The organism is Ruegeria sp. A3M17 (genome assembly GCF_003318255.1).
In the GTDB taxonomy this organism is placed as follows: domain Bacteria; phylum Pseudomonadota; class Alphaproteobacteria; order Rhodobacterales; family Rhodobacteraceae; genus Ruegeria.
Map to the genome: position 1 here is coordinate 90,930 of NZ_QOCF01000008.1, position 18,889 is coordinate 109,818.

20 protein-coding genes are annotated in these 18,889 nt (G+C 58.1%); 10 read left to right on the top strand and 10 right to left on the bottom strand.

All coding sequences use genetic code 11. From position 1 onward, the window contains the following. Positions 1 to 20 precede the first annotated feature (20 nt). From DS906_RS05395 to DS906_RS05415, 5 genes are all read right to left on the bottom strand, one after another. Positions 21 to 836, bottom strand: coding sequence for a serine protease (locus DS906_RS05395; protein WP_113789187.1), 816 nt, complete (start codon positions 834 to 836; stop codon positions 21 to 23). Beyond that, the gene (locus DS906_RS05400; RefSeq protein WP_233494688.1) at positions 833 to 1,627 is read right to left on the bottom strand and encodes a serine protease; all 795 of its coding nucleotides are present in this window, start codon (positions 1,625 to 1,627) and stop codon (positions 833 to 835) included. The genes DS906_RS05395 and DS906_RS05400 overlap by 4 nt, the downstream gene beginning before the upstream one ends. 118 nt (positions 1,628 to 1,745) lie before the next feature. Then, positions 1,746 to 3,062, bottom strand: coding sequence for a glycolate oxidase subunit GlcF (glcF, locus tag DS906_RS05405; protein ID WP_113789188.1), 1,317 nt, complete (start codon positions 3,060 to 3,062; stop codon positions 1,746 to 1,748). Between the two features lie 4 nt (positions 3,063 to 3,066). After that, complete coding sequence (locus DS906_RS05410; protein ID WP_113789190.1) at positions 3,067 to 4,167, bottom strand: FAD-binding protein; 1,101 nt, start codon at positions 4,165 to 4,167, stop codon at positions 3,067 to 3,069. A 25-nt stretch (positions 4,168 to 4,192) separates the two neighbouring features. Continuing rightward, positions 4,193 to 5,641, bottom strand: a complete 1,449-nt coding sequence (locus tag DS906_RS05415; RefSeq protein ID WP_113789191.1) for an FAD-linked oxidase C-terminal domain-containing protein — start codon at positions 5,639 to 5,641, stop codon at positions 4,193 to 4,195. A gap of 80 nt (positions 5,642 to 5,721) precedes the next feature. Here DS906_RS05415 and DS906_RS05420 point away from each other — a divergent pair, with 80 nt between their 5' ends. After that, positions 5,722 to 6,432: a DUF599 domain-containing protein gene (locus tag DS906_RS05420; RefSeq protein ID WP_113789193.1), complete on the top strand. Its 711-nt coding sequence runs from the start codon at positions 5,722 to 5,724 to the stop codon at positions 6,430 to 6,432. Positions 6,433 to 6,467: 35 nt separating this feature from the next. Continuing rightward, positions 6,468 to 6,815: a hypothetical protein gene (locus DS906_RS05425; protein WP_113789194.1), complete on the top strand. Its 348-nt coding sequence runs from the start codon at positions 6,468 to 6,470 to the stop codon at positions 6,813 to 6,815. A gap of 3 nt (positions 6,816 to 6,818) precedes the next feature. Here DS906_RS05425 and DS906_RS05430 read toward each other — a convergent pair whose 3' ends face one another. The 4 genes from DS906_RS05430 to DS906_RS05445 form a co-directional block, all read right to left on the bottom strand. Further along, positions 6,819 to 7,304: a flavodoxin family protein gene (locus DS906_RS05430; protein WP_113789195.1), complete on the bottom strand. Its 486-nt coding sequence runs from the start codon at positions 7,302 to 7,304 to the stop codon at positions 6,819 to 6,821. 1 nt (position 7,305) lies between these two features. Next, positions 7,306 to 7,776, bottom strand: coding sequence for a 23S rRNA (pseudouridine(1915)-N(3))-methyltransferase RlmH (gene rlmH / locus DS906_RS05435; protein ID WP_113789197.1), 471 nt, complete (start codon positions 7,774 to 7,776; stop codon positions 7,306 to 7,308). A gap of 44 nt (positions 7,777 to 7,820) precedes the next feature. After that, the gene (gene rsfS, locus DS906_RS05440) at positions 7,821 to 8,180 is read right to left on the bottom strand and encodes a ribosome silencing factor (protein WP_113789248.1); all 360 of its coding nucleotides are present in this window, start codon (positions 8,178 to 8,180) and stop codon (positions 7,821 to 7,823) included. 164 nt (positions 8,181 to 8,344) lie between these two features. Continuing rightward, positions 8,345 to 9,697: a mechanosensitive ion channel family protein gene (locus tag DS906_RS05445; protein ID WP_113789198.1), complete on the bottom strand. Its 1,353-nt coding sequence runs from the start codon at positions 9,695 to 9,697 to the stop codon at positions 8,345 to 8,347. A 102-nt stretch (positions 9,698 to 9,799) separates the two neighbouring features. Here DS906_RS05445 and DS906_RS05450 point away from each other — a divergent pair, with 102 nt between their 5' ends. The 7 genes from DS906_RS05450 (at position 9,800) to leuB (ending at position 16,052) form a co-directional block, all read left to right on the top strand. After that, entirely contained in the window at positions 9,800 to 9,898 is a 99-nt protein-coding gene (locus DS906_RS05450; RefSeq protein ID WP_108861670.1) for an isopropylmalate isomerase, read from the top strand. A 52-nt stretch (positions 9,899 to 9,950) separates the two neighbouring features. Continuing rightward, the gene (gene leuC, locus DS906_RS05455; RefSeq protein ID WP_113789200.1) at positions 9,951 to 11,354 is read left to right on the top strand and encodes a 3-isopropylmalate dehydratase large subunit; all 1,404 of its coding nucleotides are present in this window, start codon (positions 9,951 to 9,953) and stop codon (positions 11,352 to 11,354) included. A 37-nt stretch (positions 11,355 to 11,391) separates the two neighbouring features. After that, entirely contained in the window at positions 11,392 to 11,946 is a 555-nt protein-coding gene (locus tag DS906_RS05460) for an HdeD family acid-resistance protein (protein ID WP_113789201.1), read from the top strand. A 42-nt stretch (positions 11,947 to 11,988) separates the two neighbouring features. After that, positions 11,989 to 12,594: a 3-isopropylmalate dehydratase small subunit gene (gene leuD / locus DS906_RS05465; RefSeq protein WP_058273030.1), complete on the top strand. Its 606-nt coding sequence runs from the start codon at positions 11,989 to 11,991 to the stop codon at positions 12,592 to 12,594. 329 nt (positions 12,595 to 12,923) lie between these two features. Further along, positions 12,924 to 13,754, top strand: a complete 831-nt coding sequence (locus DS906_RS05470; protein WP_113789203.1) for a hypothetical protein — start codon at positions 12,924 to 12,926, stop codon at positions 13,752 to 13,754. Next, positions 13,751 to 14,782 (top strand): endonuclease/exonuclease/phosphatase family protein, encoded by a 1,032-nt coding sequence (locus tag DS906_RS05475; protein WP_113789205.1) that lies wholly within the window; start codon positions 13,751 to 13,753, stop codon positions 14,780 to 14,782. The genes DS906_RS05470 and DS906_RS05475 overlap by 4 nt, the downstream gene beginning before the upstream one ends. Before the next feature lie 166 nt (positions 14,783 to 14,948). After that, on the top strand, positions 14,949 to 16,052 hold the full coding sequence (leuB, locus tag DS906_RS05480; protein WP_113789207.1) for a 3-isopropylmalate dehydrogenase: 1,104 nt from the start codon (positions 14,949 to 14,951) through the stop codon (positions 16,050 to 16,052). Positions 16,053 to 16,100: 48 nt separating this feature from the next. On the opposite strand, the gene DS906_RS05485 is transcribed toward leuB, so the two are convergent. Next, positions 16,101 to 18,287, bottom strand: a complete 2,187-nt coding sequence (locus DS906_RS05485; RefSeq protein ID WP_113789208.1) for a transglycosylase domain-containing protein — start codon at positions 18,285 to 18,287, stop codon at positions 16,101 to 16,103. A 259-nt stretch (positions 18,288 to 18,546) separates the two neighbouring features. Between DS906_RS05485 and DS906_RS05490 the strand changes: the two genes are divergently transcribed. Further along, a complete protein-coding gene (locus DS906_RS05490; protein ID WP_058273036.1) occupies positions 18,547 to 18,885 on the top strand; it encodes a P-II family nitrogen regulator in 339 nt (112 codons plus the stop codon). Positions 18,886 to 18,889 lie beyond the last annotated feature (4 nt).

Consider the following 18,889-nt stretch of genomic DNA (forward strand, 5'->3'; position numbering starts at 1 on the left):
GGGTAGCAGTTTGACCGAGTTCAACCCCCGCCCGAGCTGATGAATTTCGCGCCGGAATTCGACTTGTCGGACCCGACCTGCAACCGGCGGATCGTTGCCTGTGGACGCGGGGCATCGCGCCGCAAGTCCGCCTTGAGTTCGGCAACGATTCCAGACAGTTCCATCCCGTATCCGGCCACACGACCCCCGTAGGTTCCGATCGCTGAGACAACTGACAGGATCTGCCAGCGTGGGCCATTTCTGGCCAGCAATGCCGAACCGGACGAGCCAAAGGTGATGTCGCAGTTGAAGGTAATCAACCCTTGCTGGCGACCCAGGATACGGCAAGATCTTTCCCGCGTGATCGCCTGGGACCGGCCGCGCCCGTAGGAGGCCAGGCTGACCTCGGTTCCGGCAACGCGCCCCTTATGCAAGGCAAACGGATTGGCGATGGAATAGGGGATAGGCTGTTCCAAACGCATCAGCGCAACATCGGCGCGGACAGTATCCGGTGACAACCGGGCATTGCTGACATAATCGGGGTTCACGGCAATCTGCACGACCTTGCGATCTGCCAGCGCTTCACCATGACTCAAACCGGCGCGGAACGTCACCTTTCCCGGCTCGTAGGGTTTGCCGCTGGCCTTGTCCACCGCACAGTGCGCAGCAGTCAAAACCAGATCCTGCGCAATCAGGGTGCCGGTGCAAAACCCCTGATCGCCTATGTCCAGACGTCCAACAGCCTCCCATCCGTAAAGATCATCGCGATCCGTCAGCTTGCGCTTGGCGGTCTGGGCGTAAGTTGCAGTGGCGGAAATTGAAAGGAACAAAAGAAAATTCAGAACTAAACGACTCATGGTTTAATAAACCTTGCTCCAATATTGCGACGTGTCCCACCTTGGGAGGAAGACACGCCAAATCCGCGACCAGCTGACAACTCTGCCTGCAGCAGTTCCAATGAATCCTCGACCGCTGTGCCGATCGCCACGCGCTGCCCGTTGAATTCGGCCTTGGCCGCAACGACCGAAACGATGCGCGGCCGGTCCCCTTCAAAAGAAAAGACCGGCGCGCCTGACGACCCGAATTCGACGTCACAGGACAACACCAAAACGTTGGATGTGCGCGTCATGACCGAGCACACTTCTTGCAGCGAGGGGGCCTCGGCCCGGTCCTGCGCGTAAGACACGACCCCCACTTCGGCACCTCGGGACGGGCGGTCTCCGGTCTCGAACGGAATTACGCTCGTGCTGCGGATCGGTTGCCACAACTCAATCAGCGCGATGTCATTGTATAGCCGCGAGGCTGTTGCTTCGGTGCTGTATTCATAGGCCGGGTGAACAACAGCGCGACGTGCGGCCCGATAGGCCGATGCGCGCCCAAGACGCCAGGCGGCCAGAAACTCGACCTCTGCTAGGTCAATCCGCTGACCGGTCACCTTATCGAACAGACAATGAGCAGCCGTTAAAACCTGGGTCGGAGAAATCAGTGTCCCGGTGCAAAACCCGGCGCCGTCCCTGATGTCCAAGCGCCCGACCGCCATCCACGCGCGCCCCGCATCGGTGGTGTCCAGGCTTTTCAACCCGGTATCCTGAGCTGCGGCGGACAACGGCATCAAAGCCAGCGCCAATGCTGTGATCCAGTTTCGCAAACGGCACTCCGGCTTTGCTGTTGACGTATTTTCCTACGTCTCCGGTGCGGCAAAAATAGGGCGATGACGCCCGCGTCCGTTTAACGTGGCGAGTGGTGCGCAGTTGCATCAGCATGGTCTATCTAAGGATCGGAACCTCAGGTTTGGCTGGTTCACGCAATGCCCGCGGAACCGGGCCGCCGGTTGCCCAGTCCAAAAGCTCGACCGTGTGCAGCACGGGAATGTTTGTACCAGAGCCGATCTGCATCATACATCCGATATTGCCCGCCGCGATCACGTCCGGTTTTTTGGCTTCCAGCGTTTTGATCTTGCGGTGCTTCAGCTTGCCCGAAATCTCGGGTTGCATCAGGTTGTATGTTCCCGCGCTGCCGCAGCACAAATGACTGTCTGTAGGCTCTAACACGGCGAAACCAGCCTGTTTCAGCAGGTTTTTGGGATGCGATTTGATCTTTTGACCGTGCTGCAAAGAACAGGCTGCATGATATGCAACCGTCAGGCCCTTGTCTTCGCCTTGTGGCAGCTCCAGCTGGATCAGCAGTTCGCTGATATCCACTGCAATCGACGACACCCGCGCTGCGTCTTCGGCCATGGGATCATTGCGAAACATATGGCCATAATCCTTGACCGTCGTTCCGCAGCCAGAGGTGTTGATGACAATGGCGTCCAGCCCGTCGCCGTTCATTTCTGCGTTCCAGGCCCTGATATTGGCTTTTGCGGCCTCATGGCTTTCGCGGGTCTTGCCCATGTGATGGGTCAACGCGCCGCAGCACCCTGCCCCTTTGGCCACGACGACTTCGCATCCCATCCTGGTCAAAAGTCGAATAGTTGCGTCGTTAATGTCAGTATTCAAAGCTTTTTGCGCACAACCCGTCATCAGTGCAACACGCTTGCGCTGTGGTCCTTTTGCTGGAAATCTCTGCGGGTCGTCATTGCGACTGACGGGCGGGATATGTTTGGGTGCCATGTCCAGCATGGCACGCAACCGGGCGTCGGGCATCAGAAAGCGGAATGGCCGCCCCAGCTTCGCCCCGATCAAAGCCCAGCGGAACCGCATCGGATAAGGCAGAATCTGTGCCAGCACCCAACGCAATGCACGATCCGAGAAGGGGCGTTTATAGTTCTCTTCGATGTATTCGCGCGCGTGATCGACCAGATGCATGTAGTGCACGCCAGATGGACACGTGGTCATACAGGCCAGGCATGACAGGCAGCGGTCGATATGCTTGACCGTTTTCTCATCCGGCACACGCTCGTTTTCTAGCATGTCCTTGATCAGGTAGATGCGCCCCCGTGGACTATCCAACTCGTCTCCAAGCACCTGATAGGTCGGGCATGTGGCTGTACAAAACCCACAATGGACGCAGTTTCGCAGGATTTCATTTGATCTTTGTATCGCGGGATCTTGCAACTGCTTTTCGGTGAATGTCGTCTGCATCGGCTTACCCCATCAACCCCGGATTAAACAAACCGCGGGGGTCAAATCTTTGACGAATACTATTGGTTAGAGCCGCAATACCGGCTGCCTCCGGTTGAAAACGCCCCAGTTCGGCCAGTGTTTCGGACCCTGCCCGCACGATGTTTGCGTTACCGTCAAACGCGCCAAATTGCGCCCGCAGATCACTACCAACCGGCACCAAGGCCCAGATCAACCCGCCGCCCCAATCAAACAATGTCCGCTCTGCCCGGATGCGCGCAACGATGTCCGGCGCATCCGAGGGTTTGACCGAAATGCGCCAGACATCACCGCTTTGTTCGTGGAAACCGCCTGCATCACGCAGGTCGGCCCACACTGTGCCGGGTTGGTCAAGCTCGGCAACCTCGCCGAAACCAGACAGTAGTGATTTCAGTTGGTCCGACCGGTATGTCACCGAACCCGAAAATCCTTCGAGGCGCAGTAAGGCGCACCCGATGTCCGGGTCGTACGCCGCTCCGCTGACTTCAAAAGGGGACTTCATTGCGGCGGACAGCGCTGCAATTGCGGTGGTCACATCGGGTACCTGAACAATCAGCGTTGCCGAGACTTCGGGCTTGGGCAGTACCTTCAACGACACTTCGGTCAAAACACCCAGAGTGCCCCAAGATCCCGCCATCAGCTTGACCAGATCATAGCCGGTGACGTTCTTCATGACCCGGCCGCCATTCTTGACGACCTGCCCCATGCCATCGACATAGCGCACGCCCAACAGAAAATCGCGGCATGCCCCTGCCTGTACCCGCCGGGGCCCTGATATGTTGGCCGAAACAACGCCGCCTATGGTCGGTGTTCCACTGGTTCCCAGCAATCCCCGGTGATCCATAGGCTCGAACGCTAATTGCTGACCTTCTGCATCTAACGCGGCCTCGATCTCTGCCACGGGTGTTCCGGCCTTCGCTACCAAAGTCAGCGCGCCGGGTTCATAAAGTGTGACGCCGGTGAGCTCGCTGGTGTCGATCACCGCGTCTGGCCCCGCAATACCGCGCGTACCGCCTCCCTTGATACTGACCGGTTCGTTCAGCCCGGCCACCATCTCGGCCAGTTCGGCTTCTGTCTTTGGTTTCATGACAATTCTTCTTTGTTAGAGCCGATTATTCTGCGGCAATCCTCGCGTTGCGTCGGGACTTCGACGCCTGCAATGGGAACACCTTGGCGGGGTTCAGCAACCACTTTGGATCGAACACGTCCTTTACGGCCATTTGCGCCTCAAGGTCCGCAGGCGCGTATTGGTGGGACATCAAATCGCGCTTTTCGATCCCAACCCCGTGCTCACCTGTCAGGCAGCCACCCACATCAACGCAAAGCTTCAGGATATCGGCTCCGAACGCCTCGCATTTTTCAAGATCACCGGGTTTGTTGGCGTCGAACAGGATCAACGGGTGCATGTTGCCATCACCTGCATGAAACACGTTGCCGACCGGCAGGCCGTATTCTTCGCTCATTTCACCAATCCGGCGCAGCACTTCCGGCAAGGACGACACCGGGATCGTACCGTCCAGACACATGTAATCGTTCAACTGTCCCATCGCACCAAAGGCCGACTTGCGCCCCAGCCAGATTTTCGCGCTTTCCTCAGCGGATTGGCTTTCGCGCAGTTCGACCGGATTGTGACGCTTGGCGATTTCGATGATTTTTGACAATTGATAGTCCATCTCGGCCTCGGACCCTTCGACCTCGACAATCAGCAAGGCGGTGCAATCAGGGTAGCCTGCATGGGAGAAGTTTTCGCAGGCTTTGATGCACAGAGTATCCATGAATTCGATCGCAACCGGCATGATACCGGACTTGATAATGTCCGAGACGCATTGCCCGGCAACCTCATTGTCATCAAACCCCATCAGCACGGGCCGCGCGCCTTCGGGTTTGCGCAAAATCCGCAGCGTGGCTTCAGTCACCACGCCCAACTGCCCTTCAGACCCGCAGATGACTCCCAACAGGTCCAAGCCGCCAGAGTCCAGATGCGCGCCGCCAATCTCGACCACGCTGCCATCCATCAGCACCATCTTTACGCCCAGTAGGTTGTTGGTGGTCACGCCGTATTTCAGACAATGCGCCCCGCCTGAGTTCATGGCGATGTTCCCAGCAATGGCACAGGCGAGCTGTGAGGACGGATCTGGCGCATAGAAGAAGTCGTCTTCCTCGACCGCTCCGGTCACACTCAGGTTCGTGCGGCCTGATTGAACGCGAATGAAGCGGTTGTCATAGTCGACCTCAAGCACCTCATTCATCCGGGCGACGCCAAGGATGACGCAATCTGCGGTTGGCAACGCGCCACCGGCCAAGGAAGTACCCGACCCGCGCGGAACCACAGGGACACCTTCTTCATTGCAGATGCGTAAAACGTCCGAGACCTCTTGCGTGGTCGACGGTAGAACCGCCAGCATCGGAGGGCACCGATACGCCGTCAGCGCGTCACATTCATAAGCTCGAGTCTCGGACGGTTCGTGAATCACCGCGTCCTCGGGCAAAACTTGCAACAAACGTTGAAGAACTACGGCCTTGCGGCGCAGAACGTCAGGATTTGGCGTTGGCATTTCCATGGTCGATCCCCTATTTGGTAAAATAATATTACCAATTTCTTCATCTGGCAAGTTCTCATGTCTGGTCCTAAGGTCGCAGCATGACTTGGATTGATCGGGCACAATTGTTTTCACCGCTGGATTATGCGGCCATTGCCGTGTTGCTGATCACCTGGCTGTGGATCGGTTGGCGAATCGAAAATCCCTCACCCAATAAGCATTCCGTCACGGTGATGATGGATGACTATCGTCGAGAATGGATGCGGGAAATGGTCACCCGGCAACCCCGAATGTTTGACGCGCAGGTGGTCGCGGCGATGCGGCAGGGCAGCACGTTTTTTGCATCGACCACGATGATCGCCATCGGGGGCGGATTGGCCCTGCTGGGCAATACCGAAAGTCTTGCCGGCGTGGCCAATGATCTGGCCATCGGCAGCGCACCGGCGATGGTGTGGGAGATCAAGATTCTGATCATCATCCTTTTTCTGGCCAATGCATTCCTGAAATACGTCTGGGCACATCGGTTGTTTGGCTATTGCGCGGTTCTGATGGCCTCGGTGCCCAATGAACCGTCGGACCCACAAGCCTATCCGCGCGCAGCACAAGCGGCCGAGATCTGCGTCACCGCGGCGCGCAGCTTTAACCGCGGTTTGCGCGTGACCTATTTTGCTCTGGCTTCCGTTGCCTGGATACTTGGGCCTGTGGCGCTGTTACTGGGCACGGCGATCACGTTTGGTGTCCTATACCGGCGCGAGTTTGCGTCGCATTCCCGGCTGGTCCTGCTGTCCCAACCGAGCGACACGGATTCGTGATCGCGAAGCCGACGGACACAGCCTAGGATCGCCTGATGCGGTATCTGATTCTCAGCCTTCTTCTGACCAGCCCGGCGATTGCCGACCCTTCTGTGATTGAAAACGTGGCGGCCAGTCACAGCGGTGACACGTGGCGATTCGACGTGACAATCCGACATCCTGATTCCGGTTGGGATCACTATGCCGATGGCTGGCGTGTTCTGAACATGGACGGCAATGAACTGGGTATGCGTGTCCTGCATCATCCGCATGAGAATGAGCAGCCCTTTACTCGCTCGCTATCCGGCGTGACGATTCCAGATGGCGTGACGCAGGTTCAGATCCAGGCGCGGTGCAGTGTCGACGGCTGGGGTGATCAGACAACGCTGGTCACACTGAACTGACCCTCAGAACACACCCAGCGCCAGACCTGCGCCCAATGCCGCACCGATATCACGACATTGATCCAGTTGATCTTGCGGGATGGTCTTTTCGGCCAGAATAGCCTCGGGCGTTTGCGCATGGGTGCAGATGATCAGCGGAGGATGAACTTCTTTCAATCGCCAACCCGTGGCGATGCGCGCGGTTTGCCGGGCTGCGTTTTCGCCATCGGACCCGGCACAAATCATCTGTGCATAGGGTCGCCCTTCGATCTTGCCCAGCACAGGATAGTAGCAGCGGTCGAAGAACTCTTTCATCTGTCCGGAAATGGCCGCCAGATTCTCGGGCGCGCAAAAGATAAACCCATCCGCGCGCAGCAAATCCTCAGGGGTCGCCTGATCTGCAGTTTTCAGAACCGTGTCCGCCTCGTCCTGCGCTCCCGACTCGGCGGCTTGGGCCATTTGACGGGCTCCGCCGGTGCGCGAATGGTAGACGATCAGAAGCTGCGCCATGTCAGACCCGGTGATAGGGACCGCCCGACAGGATGGTCGCGGCCCGGTAAAGTTGCTCGGCCAGCATCACACGGACCAGCATATGGGGCCAGACCATCGACCCGAATGAGATGGAAAAATCGGCCTCGGCCCGCAGATCAGGGTCTATTCCGTCCGCACCGCCAATGATCAATGCCAGATCTTGCCGCCCAGCATCTCGCCAACCACCCAGTTTTTTTGCGAAATCAGGCGAGGACATCACCCGCCCACGTTCATCCAGCGTGCAGATCACCGCACCCTTGGGCAGTGCCTTGCGCAGTAACGCGGCCTCGGCACCCATCCCGGCATTTTTCTTGTCCTCAACTTCGATCACCCGTGCTGGACCAAGACCCAGCGCGCGGCCGGTTCGGTCAAATCGGGTCAGATAATCGTCAAGCAGGGACTTCTCCGGTCCGGCACGCAATCGCCCGACCGCACAAATGCTTATACGCATATTTCTCTCGCCTCCGGCCTGTTAATGCAGGCCGGGATAGCGCCTCAGTTGGCCGAGGCGCTGCCGCCCTGAGGCAGCCACATCTTTTCCAGCTGATAGAATTCACGCACTTCGGGGCGGAAGATATGGACGATAACATCGCCCGTATCGATCAGCACCCAGTCGCCGGCATCCTTGCCTTCGACCTTCGAGGTGAAACCGAATTCCTGCTTGATGCGATCCGTCAGCTTTTCCGCCATGGCCGAGACCTGACGTGTCGAACGCCCGGACGCAATAACCATGTGATCCGCGACAGACGACTTGCCTTGCAGGTCGATCTGCACGACATCTTCGGCCTTGTCATCGGAAAGTGAGGAAAGGATACGCTCAAGCAGCTTGTCGCTGATTGACTGAGAGTGGGCCATTACATTGGCCCCATCATCGGCGGGCAAACCCGCCTGTGTATGTAGAGACAGGACATAGTCCTCCTTTGTTGCGCGCCGCCAAACCCCGGCGCAGGGGTACTAATAAGGTAACAAGGGGAATGCAACATTTCAATGAAGCGGCGCTTTTGGGGCCGCACGGGCGCTCACTCTTTGGCGATCTGTTGCGAGTCTGCGCCGTCGGGCAGCAGCCGAACCTCGCGCTGGGGGAAGGGAATCGATATCCCCTCGTGCTTGAAAGCGTCCCAAAGGGCGAGGTAAACATTGCCCCGAATGTTGGTCAGCCCCTTGGTCGGATCACTGATCCAGAACCGCAGCACGTAATCCACGCTGCTGTCCCCGAACCCGGTGATATGGCAGACTGGCTCATGCGAACCCCCGCTGAGAACACGTTTCACTGTTTTGACCGACCGGATCGCCGTGGCGCGCACCTGATGCGGGTCGTCGTCGTAGCTGGTTCCAAAATCCAGATCCAGACGCACATAACGGTCCGAATGCGACCAGTTCACCACCTGATTGGTGATCAGATCCTCGTTCGGGATCAGGTATTCACGCCCATCCCGCGTCACGACCGATACATACCGCGCGCCCAGCGCGTTGATCCATCCGAAGGTGTCACCCAACGAGATCACGTCGCCCGGTTTGATCGAGCGGTCCATCAGGATGATGATCCCAGAGATCAGGTTCGACACCACCTTTTGCAGGCCAAACCCGATGCCCACGCCGATCGCGCCTGACAACAGCGCGATGCCAGTCAGATCAAACCCAAGCGTGCGGATGGCCGCCATAAAGACAGCTCCGTACAGCAGAACTTGAATGCCTTTGGCCAACAGAACCTGCATCGAAGGCGTGATGTCGTCATTCCTCTGCAATCCCCGCTCTGCCGTGCGGGTCCCGATACGGGCCAGCGTCAGCAGCACGCCGATCAGCAGTATGGCCTTTAGAATCCCCAGCGCCGAGATGTGCAGATCACCGATGGAAATTGCGACGCCGTCCAGAAACTCGGCCACATCATCCGTCAAATTCAGAGCAACCAGCGTTGCATAGACCCACATTGCCCATTTGAATATCCGCCGCAGCGTACGGTTGCGGACAAGTCGCGCCACCAGCGCGATCGCCAGCCAAGCGGCGGCCAATGTCGCGATCACGCCGATAATGTAACTGTGCGACGGCCAGGTCACATTCTGCATGATCAGGTACAGCGTCCAGGACAACAAAACGAAATAGACCAGTGTTAGGCGCTGCATCAGCTGGACCAGAGTGCGCAGCCGCCATTTGGGCCAGCCGGTGCGGGCACGTGCCCAGGTTTCCCACCGGTTTTGCGTAACCAGCTTGAGCACATATGCCAAAGCCCACAGGGCGAGGATGATGACCAACTGGTGCCGCCGCCAACCCGGCGTAACAATCAGATCGACAAGTTTGCCAAACTGCACGGAAAACCCCGCGACCATGTTTTCATAGAGTTCCGACAGCGAACTGGGGATCAGGTCTTGGTTCATACAGGTCTCCTGACCCGCAGCTTGGACAGCAACTCGGGGTGATGCAAGCCCGAGGCCGGATTGAACCTTGATTGACAGGCACACGCGATATATCTGAGGCGCATGAGAGTCTATTTGGCCCCCGCTCCGACACTGCAAGACCGCACGCGCCTGCGTGAACGGTTCTTTGGGGCCGCCCGCACGGTTCTGGCCCGCCTATAAGCGACGCCCAGCCACTCGCCAGCTATTTCTCATTACATACGGGAGAGGACCGATGTCCCCCAAAACACTCTATGACAAGATCTGGGATGCCCATGTCGCGCACGAAGCGGATGATGGCACCTGCCTGCTTTATATCGACCGCCATCTGGTGCACGAAGTCACCAGCCCGCAAGCCTTTGAAGGGCTTCGCATGTCGGGTCGTCCGGTGCGCGCGCCGGAAAAGACCATCGCTGTGCCGGATCACAACGTTCCGACCACTGCGGATCGCGTAAACGGCATCGAAAACCCCGAATCGCGTATTCAGGTCGAAGCGCTGGACAAGAACGCCAAGGATTTCGGCATTCACTATTACCCGGTGAATGACATTCGTCAGGGCATCGTGCACATCGTCGGCCCCGAACAGGGCTGGACCCTGCCCGGCATGACCGTTGTATGTGGCGACAGCCACACGGCCACCCACGGCGCGTTTGGTGCTTTGGCCCACGGCATCGGCACGTCCGAGGTCGAACATGTTCTGGCCACGCAGACTCTGATCCAGAAGAAATCCAAGAACATGAAGGTGGAAATCACTGGCAAATTGCAGCCGGGTGTGACCGCCAAGGATATTACTCTGGCTGTCATTGGTGAGACCGGCACAGCCGGCGGCACCGGCTATGTCATCGAATATTGCGGCGAAGCGATCCGTGATCTGTCGATGGAAGGCCGCATGACCGTCTGCAACATGGCCATCGAAGGCGGCGCCCGCGCGGGCTTGATCGCGCCGGACGAGACCACCTATGAATATGTCAAAGGCCGCCCCCACGCGCCGAAAGGCGCACAGTGGGAAGCCGCGCTTACATGGTGGAAAACGCTGTTTACCGACGATGACGCGCATTTTGACAAGGTCATCACCCTGCGCGGTGAAGACATCGCGCCTGTCGTGACCTGGGGCACCAGCCCCGAGGACGTTCTGCCGATCACCGCGACCGTTCCAAACCCCGAAGATTTCGAAGGTGGCAAGGTCGACGCGGCACGCCGCTCGATCGAGTACATGGGTCTGGAAGCCGGTCAAAAGCTGAGCGACGTCGAGATCGACACTGTGTTTATCGGATCCTGCACCAATGGCCGCATCGAAGACCTGCGCGCCGCTGCGGAAATCCTGAAGGGCAAGAAGGTCAAGGACGGTATCCGCGCAATGATCGTGCCCGGCTCGGGCCTTGTTCGTGCGCAGGCCGAAGAGGAAGGTCTGGCTGAGATCTTCAAGGCGGCCGGTTTCGAATGGCGTCTGGCTGGATGTTCTATGTGTCTGGCGATGAACCCGGACCAATTGGAGCCCGGTGAACGCTGTGCCGCGACCTCGAACCGCAACTTCGAAGGCCGTCAGGGCCGGGGCGGACGTACCCATTTGCTGAGCCCTGCAATGGCTGCCGCTGCGGCAATCACAGGACGGCTGACAGACGTGCGTGAATTGATGTAAGGTCCCATCACATCTAGATATTTGAGGGATTGAAAACATGAGTGACTGGGTCAAATGGCTCCTGCTGGGGCTGCTATCGATAGCATTTGGCGTCTTTGCGCTGGGTAATGCTATTGCCGCATCGGTTGCGGTGACGCTCGTGACCGGTGTGTTGCTGCTGATAGCGGGAGCATTTCAGGTCGTCGGCGGCTTCACCGTCGAAGGTACCGGCAACAAGATTCTGTCGCTCATTATGGGTGCGGTGATGCTATTTCTGGGCTGGAATTTCATGTCCGAGCCTCTTGAGGGCACCATCACATTGGCAATCGTTGTCATGATCCTATTTATGGCTGGCGGAATCGCCCGGATCATCCTGTCCTTTCAGATGCGTGGAACCCAGTTCTTCTGGCCGACGCTCATCTCGGGCATCTTGTCCGTCATACTAGCCGTCATTATCTGGAACTACGCGGCTCAGGAAAAAACAGTTCTCTTGGAATTGCTGGGGATTTTCCTGGGCATTGAGATGCTGTTCAACGGGTTTGGATTGGTCTTCATGGCGTTCTTCGTCAAGAACGCTCCCAACGACGCAACAACAGAAGCGAAACAAGCTTAAACGCGGGACACGGGCGCGGCCCTCTCTCGCAGGAGTGTAGACATGGAAAAGTTTGACAAAGTCCACGGGGTGGCCGCCCCAATGCCGCTGATCAATATCGACACCGATATGATCATCCCGAAAGTGCACCTGAAAACCATCAAACGGTCCGGCCTTGGTGTCGTGCTGTTTGATGAGATGCGCTATCATGAACATGGCGGCGAAAACGAAGATTTCGTGCTGAACAAACCCGCCTATCGTCAGACAGAGATTCTGGTTGCCGGCGACAATTTCGGCTGTGGCTCATCCCGAGAACACGCGCCATGGGCGATCAAGGATTTCGGCATCAAGGTTGTGATCTCGACCAGCTTTGCCGACATCTTCTTTAACAACTGCTTCAAGAACGGCATTCTGCCCATCGTGGTCGAAGAAGAACACCACGCGATCCTGATGGAAGATGCGCATAAAGGTGAAAACGCCCGCATGACCGTGCATCTGGAGGATCAGCAGATCACCACCTCGGATGGCGTTGTGATCGAGTTCAGTGTCGACCCACATCGCAAGCATTGCCTGCTGAATGGTTTGGACGATATCGGCCTGACAATGGAGAAAGATCACCACATCGACAAATTCGAGGATCACGCAAGCCAGGCCCGCCCCTGGGTGTGATTCCAAGAGCGAATCTGTGGATACTCAACCTATCGGGGTCGCCTGGGCGACCCCTTTCGCGTTCTTGGGGTCGATGTCTCGGCAACCACAACATGTGGTGCTCCCCTTCTGATACACGCCGAATTTGCGACGGAAATGATGCAAAGGCGCACCAGTTTTGCCATCTTTTTGCCTGAAATTCCGTGTTTTCTGCAGCTTGGCTTGAGCGGATTGCCGCTTATCGTCAGTGTTGGCGATAATAGAGGCACCCGTCGATAAATAATGATCGGGCACAAGTTGGGACGAAACCGTCAAAGAAGCGGTCAATCCGGTTTGAAAGGGTTTGGATAGTGATTGCGCGCACAACAGGGGCGGCGATTCGGGGATTATTGGTCGCACTAATGGTGCTGACACCCGCGTTGTACCTGCCTGTAACGTCTACGAATGGGACCGAGATTGTCGTCTTTCTCGCCATTCTTGCGTTTTTCCTGACATTCGCTGAATATAACTCTGCTTTTCCCAGCTTTATCGAATTCCGCGATGCGCCGCCTGTCAACCGTTTGCGCTTTGTCGGGCTGATGTCGATGATTACGTTCCTAACGTTGATCTGCAAAAACGCATATACGCCGACCAGCCTGACGACGATCTTCTATTCCTTCGGCGTGGGTGTCGCGAATGTGGTCGACTTTCCCTATTCGCCAGTACGGCTGATCATCCTGATGCTGCCGACTGATGCAAGCGCGCCCCTGATCGAACTTGTCCGTATTTCTGCCAGCGTCGCGTATGTCGCTGCTTTGGTGACGATCGCCAGCTTTGCCTACGCGGTGAAAGTGCGCGGCTGGCCGACCGGAAACGGCGCCTTCAATGTCTGGACAAATCTTCCGCTGTTCGACCCCACCAAAGGCGGTGACGTGGTCACGCGCCTGCAGCGCGACGGACGGCTGAACATTTGCATCGGTATTCTGTTGCCGTTCCTGATCCCTGCGCTGATCAAACTGTTGACCGACTATGCCGAACCGATCTCTCTGAGCAATCCTCAGACCCTGATCTGGACGCTCAGCGCCTGGGCCTTCCTTCCGGCCAGCATGATCATGCGTGGCATGGCGACTCTGCGCATTGCCAATCTGATCGTCGAAAAACGGCGCGCCTATTCCACAGCCGAGTCTACCCAAACCGCATGATCCGCATTCTGATCCTGCTGCTGTTGCCCGTTGTGGCGCAGGCAGAGACGATCCGTATAGCCACTTACAACACAGAACTCAGCCGCGATGGCCCGGGGTTGCTGTTGCGGGATATTCACCGCGGTGATGATCAGGTGATGGCGGTTGTTGCCGTTTTAGCAGAAGCTCGACCCGATATCATTGCGTTGCAGGGGATCGACTGGGATTTCGAGGGGCTGGCGCTGGCGGCGCTGGAAAATCGGTTGCGTGAGGCCGGATTGGACTATCCCTACACTTTCGCAGCCCAACCAAATTCCGGCCTGGAAACGGATCTTGATCTGAACGGAGATGGTCGAACCCACGGCCCTGGTGACGCGCAGGGTTGGGGTCGCTTCACCGGACAAGGTGGGCTGGCCGTGATGTCCCGTTATCCCATCGCTTCGGATCAAGTTCAGGACCTATCCAAACTGCTATGGCTGGAACTGCCCGGCGCTGAACTGCCCCAACATGACGCAGGTCCCTACCCGTCAGAACAGGCGCAGAACGTTCAGCGCCTCTCATCCGTGGCGCATTGGATTGTGCCCATCGAAACTCCGGCAGGGCAGCTGGATTTGATGACCTTCCACGCCTCGCCCCCGGTGTTTGACGGGCCAGAGGATCGCAATGGACTGCGAAACCGGGATGAAATTCGCCTTTGGTCCGCAGTCATGGACGGGGACGTCGGCCGCAAACCCGATCGTCTGTTTGTCATCGCGGGTGACGCCAATCTGGACCCAGTGCGGGGTGATGGACGCAAAGAGGCGATCCAAGAATTTTTGAACGACCCCCGCCTTCAGGATCCTTCACCCGAAGACCCCTCAGGCGATTTGACTACGGTGGTTTGGAAAACGGTTGGTCCAATGCGGGTCGATTACGTTCTGCCTTCGATCCATTGGCAGGTAGTGGATTCCGGGGTTCACTGGCCCCCCGCAGGCACCGAAGAACGCAAAACCGCCGAAAGCGCCAGCCGTCACCGGCTGATCTGGGTCGACCTGACACTGCCTCGCTGATACGGCCCTTTGCGCCATGATCCAGCCTGCAAAACAGGCCTGACGCAATTTTCAGACGCTAACGGAAACAAACCTCTATTTTCCTTGCCCTCAGGCGGGATCGTCTCATTGACCCGATGCCGTGCAGGCGCTAGGGCCTGTGCTGTAAAACGCAAGGAGATCCTTCATGTCCAACCCCTCGCTCCTCATCCTGCCCGGAGACGGAATTGGCCCCGAAGTCATGGCCGAAGTGCGCAGAGTCATCAACTGGTTCGGTGCAAAACGCGGCCTGGAATTCGACGTGAGCGAGGATCTGGTCGGTGGTACCGCGTATGACGCGCATGGCAAGCCCCTGTCGGACGAGACGATGGCCAAAGCGCAAGAAGTCGACGCCGTTCTTCTGGGTGCTGTTGGCGGCCCGAAATACGACGATCTGGATTTCAGCCTCAAGCCCGAGCGTGGCCTGCTGCGCCTGCGTAAGGAAATGGACCTGTATTCCAACCTGCGCCCGGCACAGTGCTTTGACGCGTTGGCTGATTTCTCGTCGCTGAAGAAAGACATCGTTGCCGGCCTCGATATCATGATCGTGCGCGAGTTGACCTCGGGCGTCTATTTCGGCGAGCCGCGCGGCATCTTCGAGGAAGGCAATGAGCGTGTGGGTATCAACACCCAGCGTTATACCGAATCTGAGATTGAACGCGCCGCGCGCTCAGCCTTTGAACTGGCAATGCGCCGGAACAAAAAGGTCTGCTCAATGGAGAAGGCCAACGTCATGGAATCGGGCATCCTGTGGCGCGAAGTTGTGAACCGTGTGGCTAAGGATTACCCCGAGGTCGAGCTGAGCCATATGTATGCGGACAATGGCGCGATGCAGCTGGTACGCGCGCCCAAGCAGTTCGACGTCATCCTGACCGATAACCTGTTTGGCGACATCCTGTCGGACTGTGCCGCGATGCTGACCGGCTCGCTGGGAATGCTGCCGTCGGCCTCGCTGGGTGCTCCGATGGCGAATGGCCGCCCCAAGGCGATGTACGAACCGGTCCACGGCTCGGCCCCGGATATCACCGGACAAGGCAAGGCCAACCCGATCGCCTGTATCCTCAGCTTTGCCATGGCGCTTCGCTATAGCTTTGATCAGCTTGAAGAAGCAGATCGTCTGGAAGCCGCGATCGAGAAGGTGCTGGCCGACGGTGTTCGCACCGGCGATCTGCTGGCCGACGAAGGTGTCACGCCGGTTTCGACCACGGAAATGGGCGACGCCATTTTGGGTGCTCTCGACGACAGCCTCTGATCAGACCCACATTCAATTGAAAAGGCGGTGCTCAGCGCACCGCCTTTTTTAGTTTCCACCGAAGATGTTGTTCAGCAGGTTGTTGATGGCCCGGTCCAACCCAGTTTCATTCTTACGGCGCTGCTGCTGCGGCTGAGCTGTTCTAACCGGTGGGTCCGGGGCCAGCATCGGCAACGGTGTCGGCGTCATACCTTCGGTCACGCGCAGCATGGTTTCTTTCCAGATTTCCGCAGGCAAACCGCCTCCGGTCACACCGGACAGCGGCGTGTTGTCGTCATAGCCCATCCAGATGCCCGTCACGTAATCGGCCGTGAACCCGATGAACCACGCATCCCGCGCAGCCTGCGTTGTGCCGGTTTTACCCGCCACCTGCCAACCGGGCAGTTGCGCCCGTGCGCCGGTGCCTTCGGACACCACCCGCTCCATCATCCACGTCAGTTGCTTGGCTGCTTTGTCGTTGATGACCCGCTCACCAATGCCTGTTGTCGTCACCATGACAGGGGTAACATCGCCTAACAACTTCAGTTCCGTCAGCCCATACGGTTCCACCGCCGAACCGCCATTCAGGATACCCGCATAGGCCCCTGTCATCTCGATCAGCGTGCTTTCCGACGCGCCCAGCGCCAAAGCGGGACCCTGCGCCAGATCGCTATCAATACCGAACTCGCTGGCCACCGTGCGGACATTGTCCAGCCCTGCGATCTCAGCCACTTTCACCGCCGGGATGTTCAGCGAGTTTTTCAACGCGTCCGCCAGCGTGACACGCCCGTAAAACTTGTTGGTGTAGTTCTTGGGACACCATTGCCCAGAGCCCGGAATGTTCACGCAGTACGGCTCATCCACCACCGTATCCAATGGCGAATATCCCAGCTCAAGCGCGGTGGCATACACGAAGGGTTTGAATGAGGACCCCGTTTGCCGCAGCGCCTGCGTGGCGCGGTTGAATGCACCGGACACGCGGGTCTTTCGCCCGCCAACCATGCCACGGACGGCCCCGTCCGCCGACATCACCACGATCGCGGCCTGCGCCTTTGATCCTTCGCGGACCTTTTCCTGAAAGATGAACTGCAGCGCCTCTTCGGCCGATTTCTGGATACGTTGATCCAGCGTGGTGCGGATCACCACGTCTTCGGTTGTGTTGCGTGTAAAGAACTCGGGCCCGCTGGCCATCACCCAATCGGCGAAATAGCCCCCCGCCCGCGCAGCAGCGGCTTCGGACAGTTGCCCGGGATTGCTGCGCGCATTGCTGGCTTGGGCCGAGGTCAGATACCCCTGTGCCTCCATCAGGCCAACTACCAGCCGCGCCCGGTCCTGCGAACGTTGAAGGTTATTCGTCGGTGCATAGCGCGTCGGTGCCACCAGTAGACCAGCCAACATCGCGGCCTGCGACGGGCTGACTTCTGCCGCCGAGATCCCGAAATAACGTTGGCTTGCGGCCTCGAACCCGCGCGCACCCGCGCCAAGGAAGGCCCGGTTCAGGTAGATGGTCAGGATCTCGTCCTTGGAATACTTGACCTCCATCGCCATCGCATAGACCGCCTCTTTGGCCTTGCGCCAAAGCGAGCCCTGGCGGCAATCGGATTCATATGCAGCCTCGGATTCCCATTCACTGGGCTCATAAGGCACACCTAGGCACAACAGCTTGGCCGTCTGCTGCGTGATGGTCGACCCACCATGCCCCGACAGCGGTCCGCGCCCTTCGCTCAGGTTGATGCGCACAGCGCTTGCGACACCGCGCGGGCTGACGCCGAAATGGCGATAGAACCGCTTGTCCTCGGTCGCGACGACGGCGTTTTTCAGATGCGGCGAGACGGTATCGGCGGTGATCACCCCACCAAATTGGTCTCCACGCCAGGCAAAGACCTTGCCGTCCCGATCCAACAGGGTCACCGACCCGCGCGCGCGACCGTCTAGCAAGGCATCGACGTCAGGCAGAGAGGAGTAGACAACCCCAACCGCCAAAGCCAACAGCATGGCAGCCACCGCGCCCACACGCCAGGTCACACCCCAAATCAACCGCCAAATCCAACGGAACATGCGTCGAAAGAAGCCGCCGCCGCCACCGGACATCTTGCGGGTTTTCTTTCGGGCGGTTTTGCGAGTCGACGTTTTACGCGCCGTCGCCTTTTTGCCAGCGGGCTTTGTCGTCCGCTTTGTCGCAGCGGTTTTACGCCCCTTTGAAGGGTATCTTTTGTCTGCAACAAGCGATGTCTTGCGACGCCTGGACTCAGTCATGCTCAAACTCTGCCCGGTTATCATTTTGAGGCACCATACCCTGCCGCTGGCGCGAAGTAGAGGTATGAAATTCCGCCAACCGGCCTCAATAGTTCGCCCGCTTTTTGGGCAAAAACGTTATTTTGTGCAAAAATTGTGCACCTCACCCCCCTTTTCCCCTGCGTTCACTCACCCCGACCGTTTCTTACTGCGGTCAGTCACGCTCTCTTTCTGCAAGTGCAAACAAACCGGTTCCGCCGGACAGGAAGAGGGGACAGACGTGAAACTGATCATTGCGACAATCAAGCCGTTCAAGCTGGAGGAGGTGCGCGAGGCGCTGACCGAGGCCGGCGTGCGCGGCATGATGGTGACCGAGATCAAGGGCTTCGGCTCGCAATCAGGCCACACCGAAATCTATCGTGGGGCCGAATATGCGGTGAATTTCGTGCCCAAGATCAAACTCGAAATCGTGGTGCCGGCCACGATGGCCGACCAGATCGTCGAAACCATCACCAAAACCGCCAAGACCGGCAAGATCGGTGATGGCAAGATTTTCGTCCTTGATGTCGAGCAGGCGCTGCGCGTGCGGACCGGGGAAACCAACGAAGAGGCGCTGTAAGCGC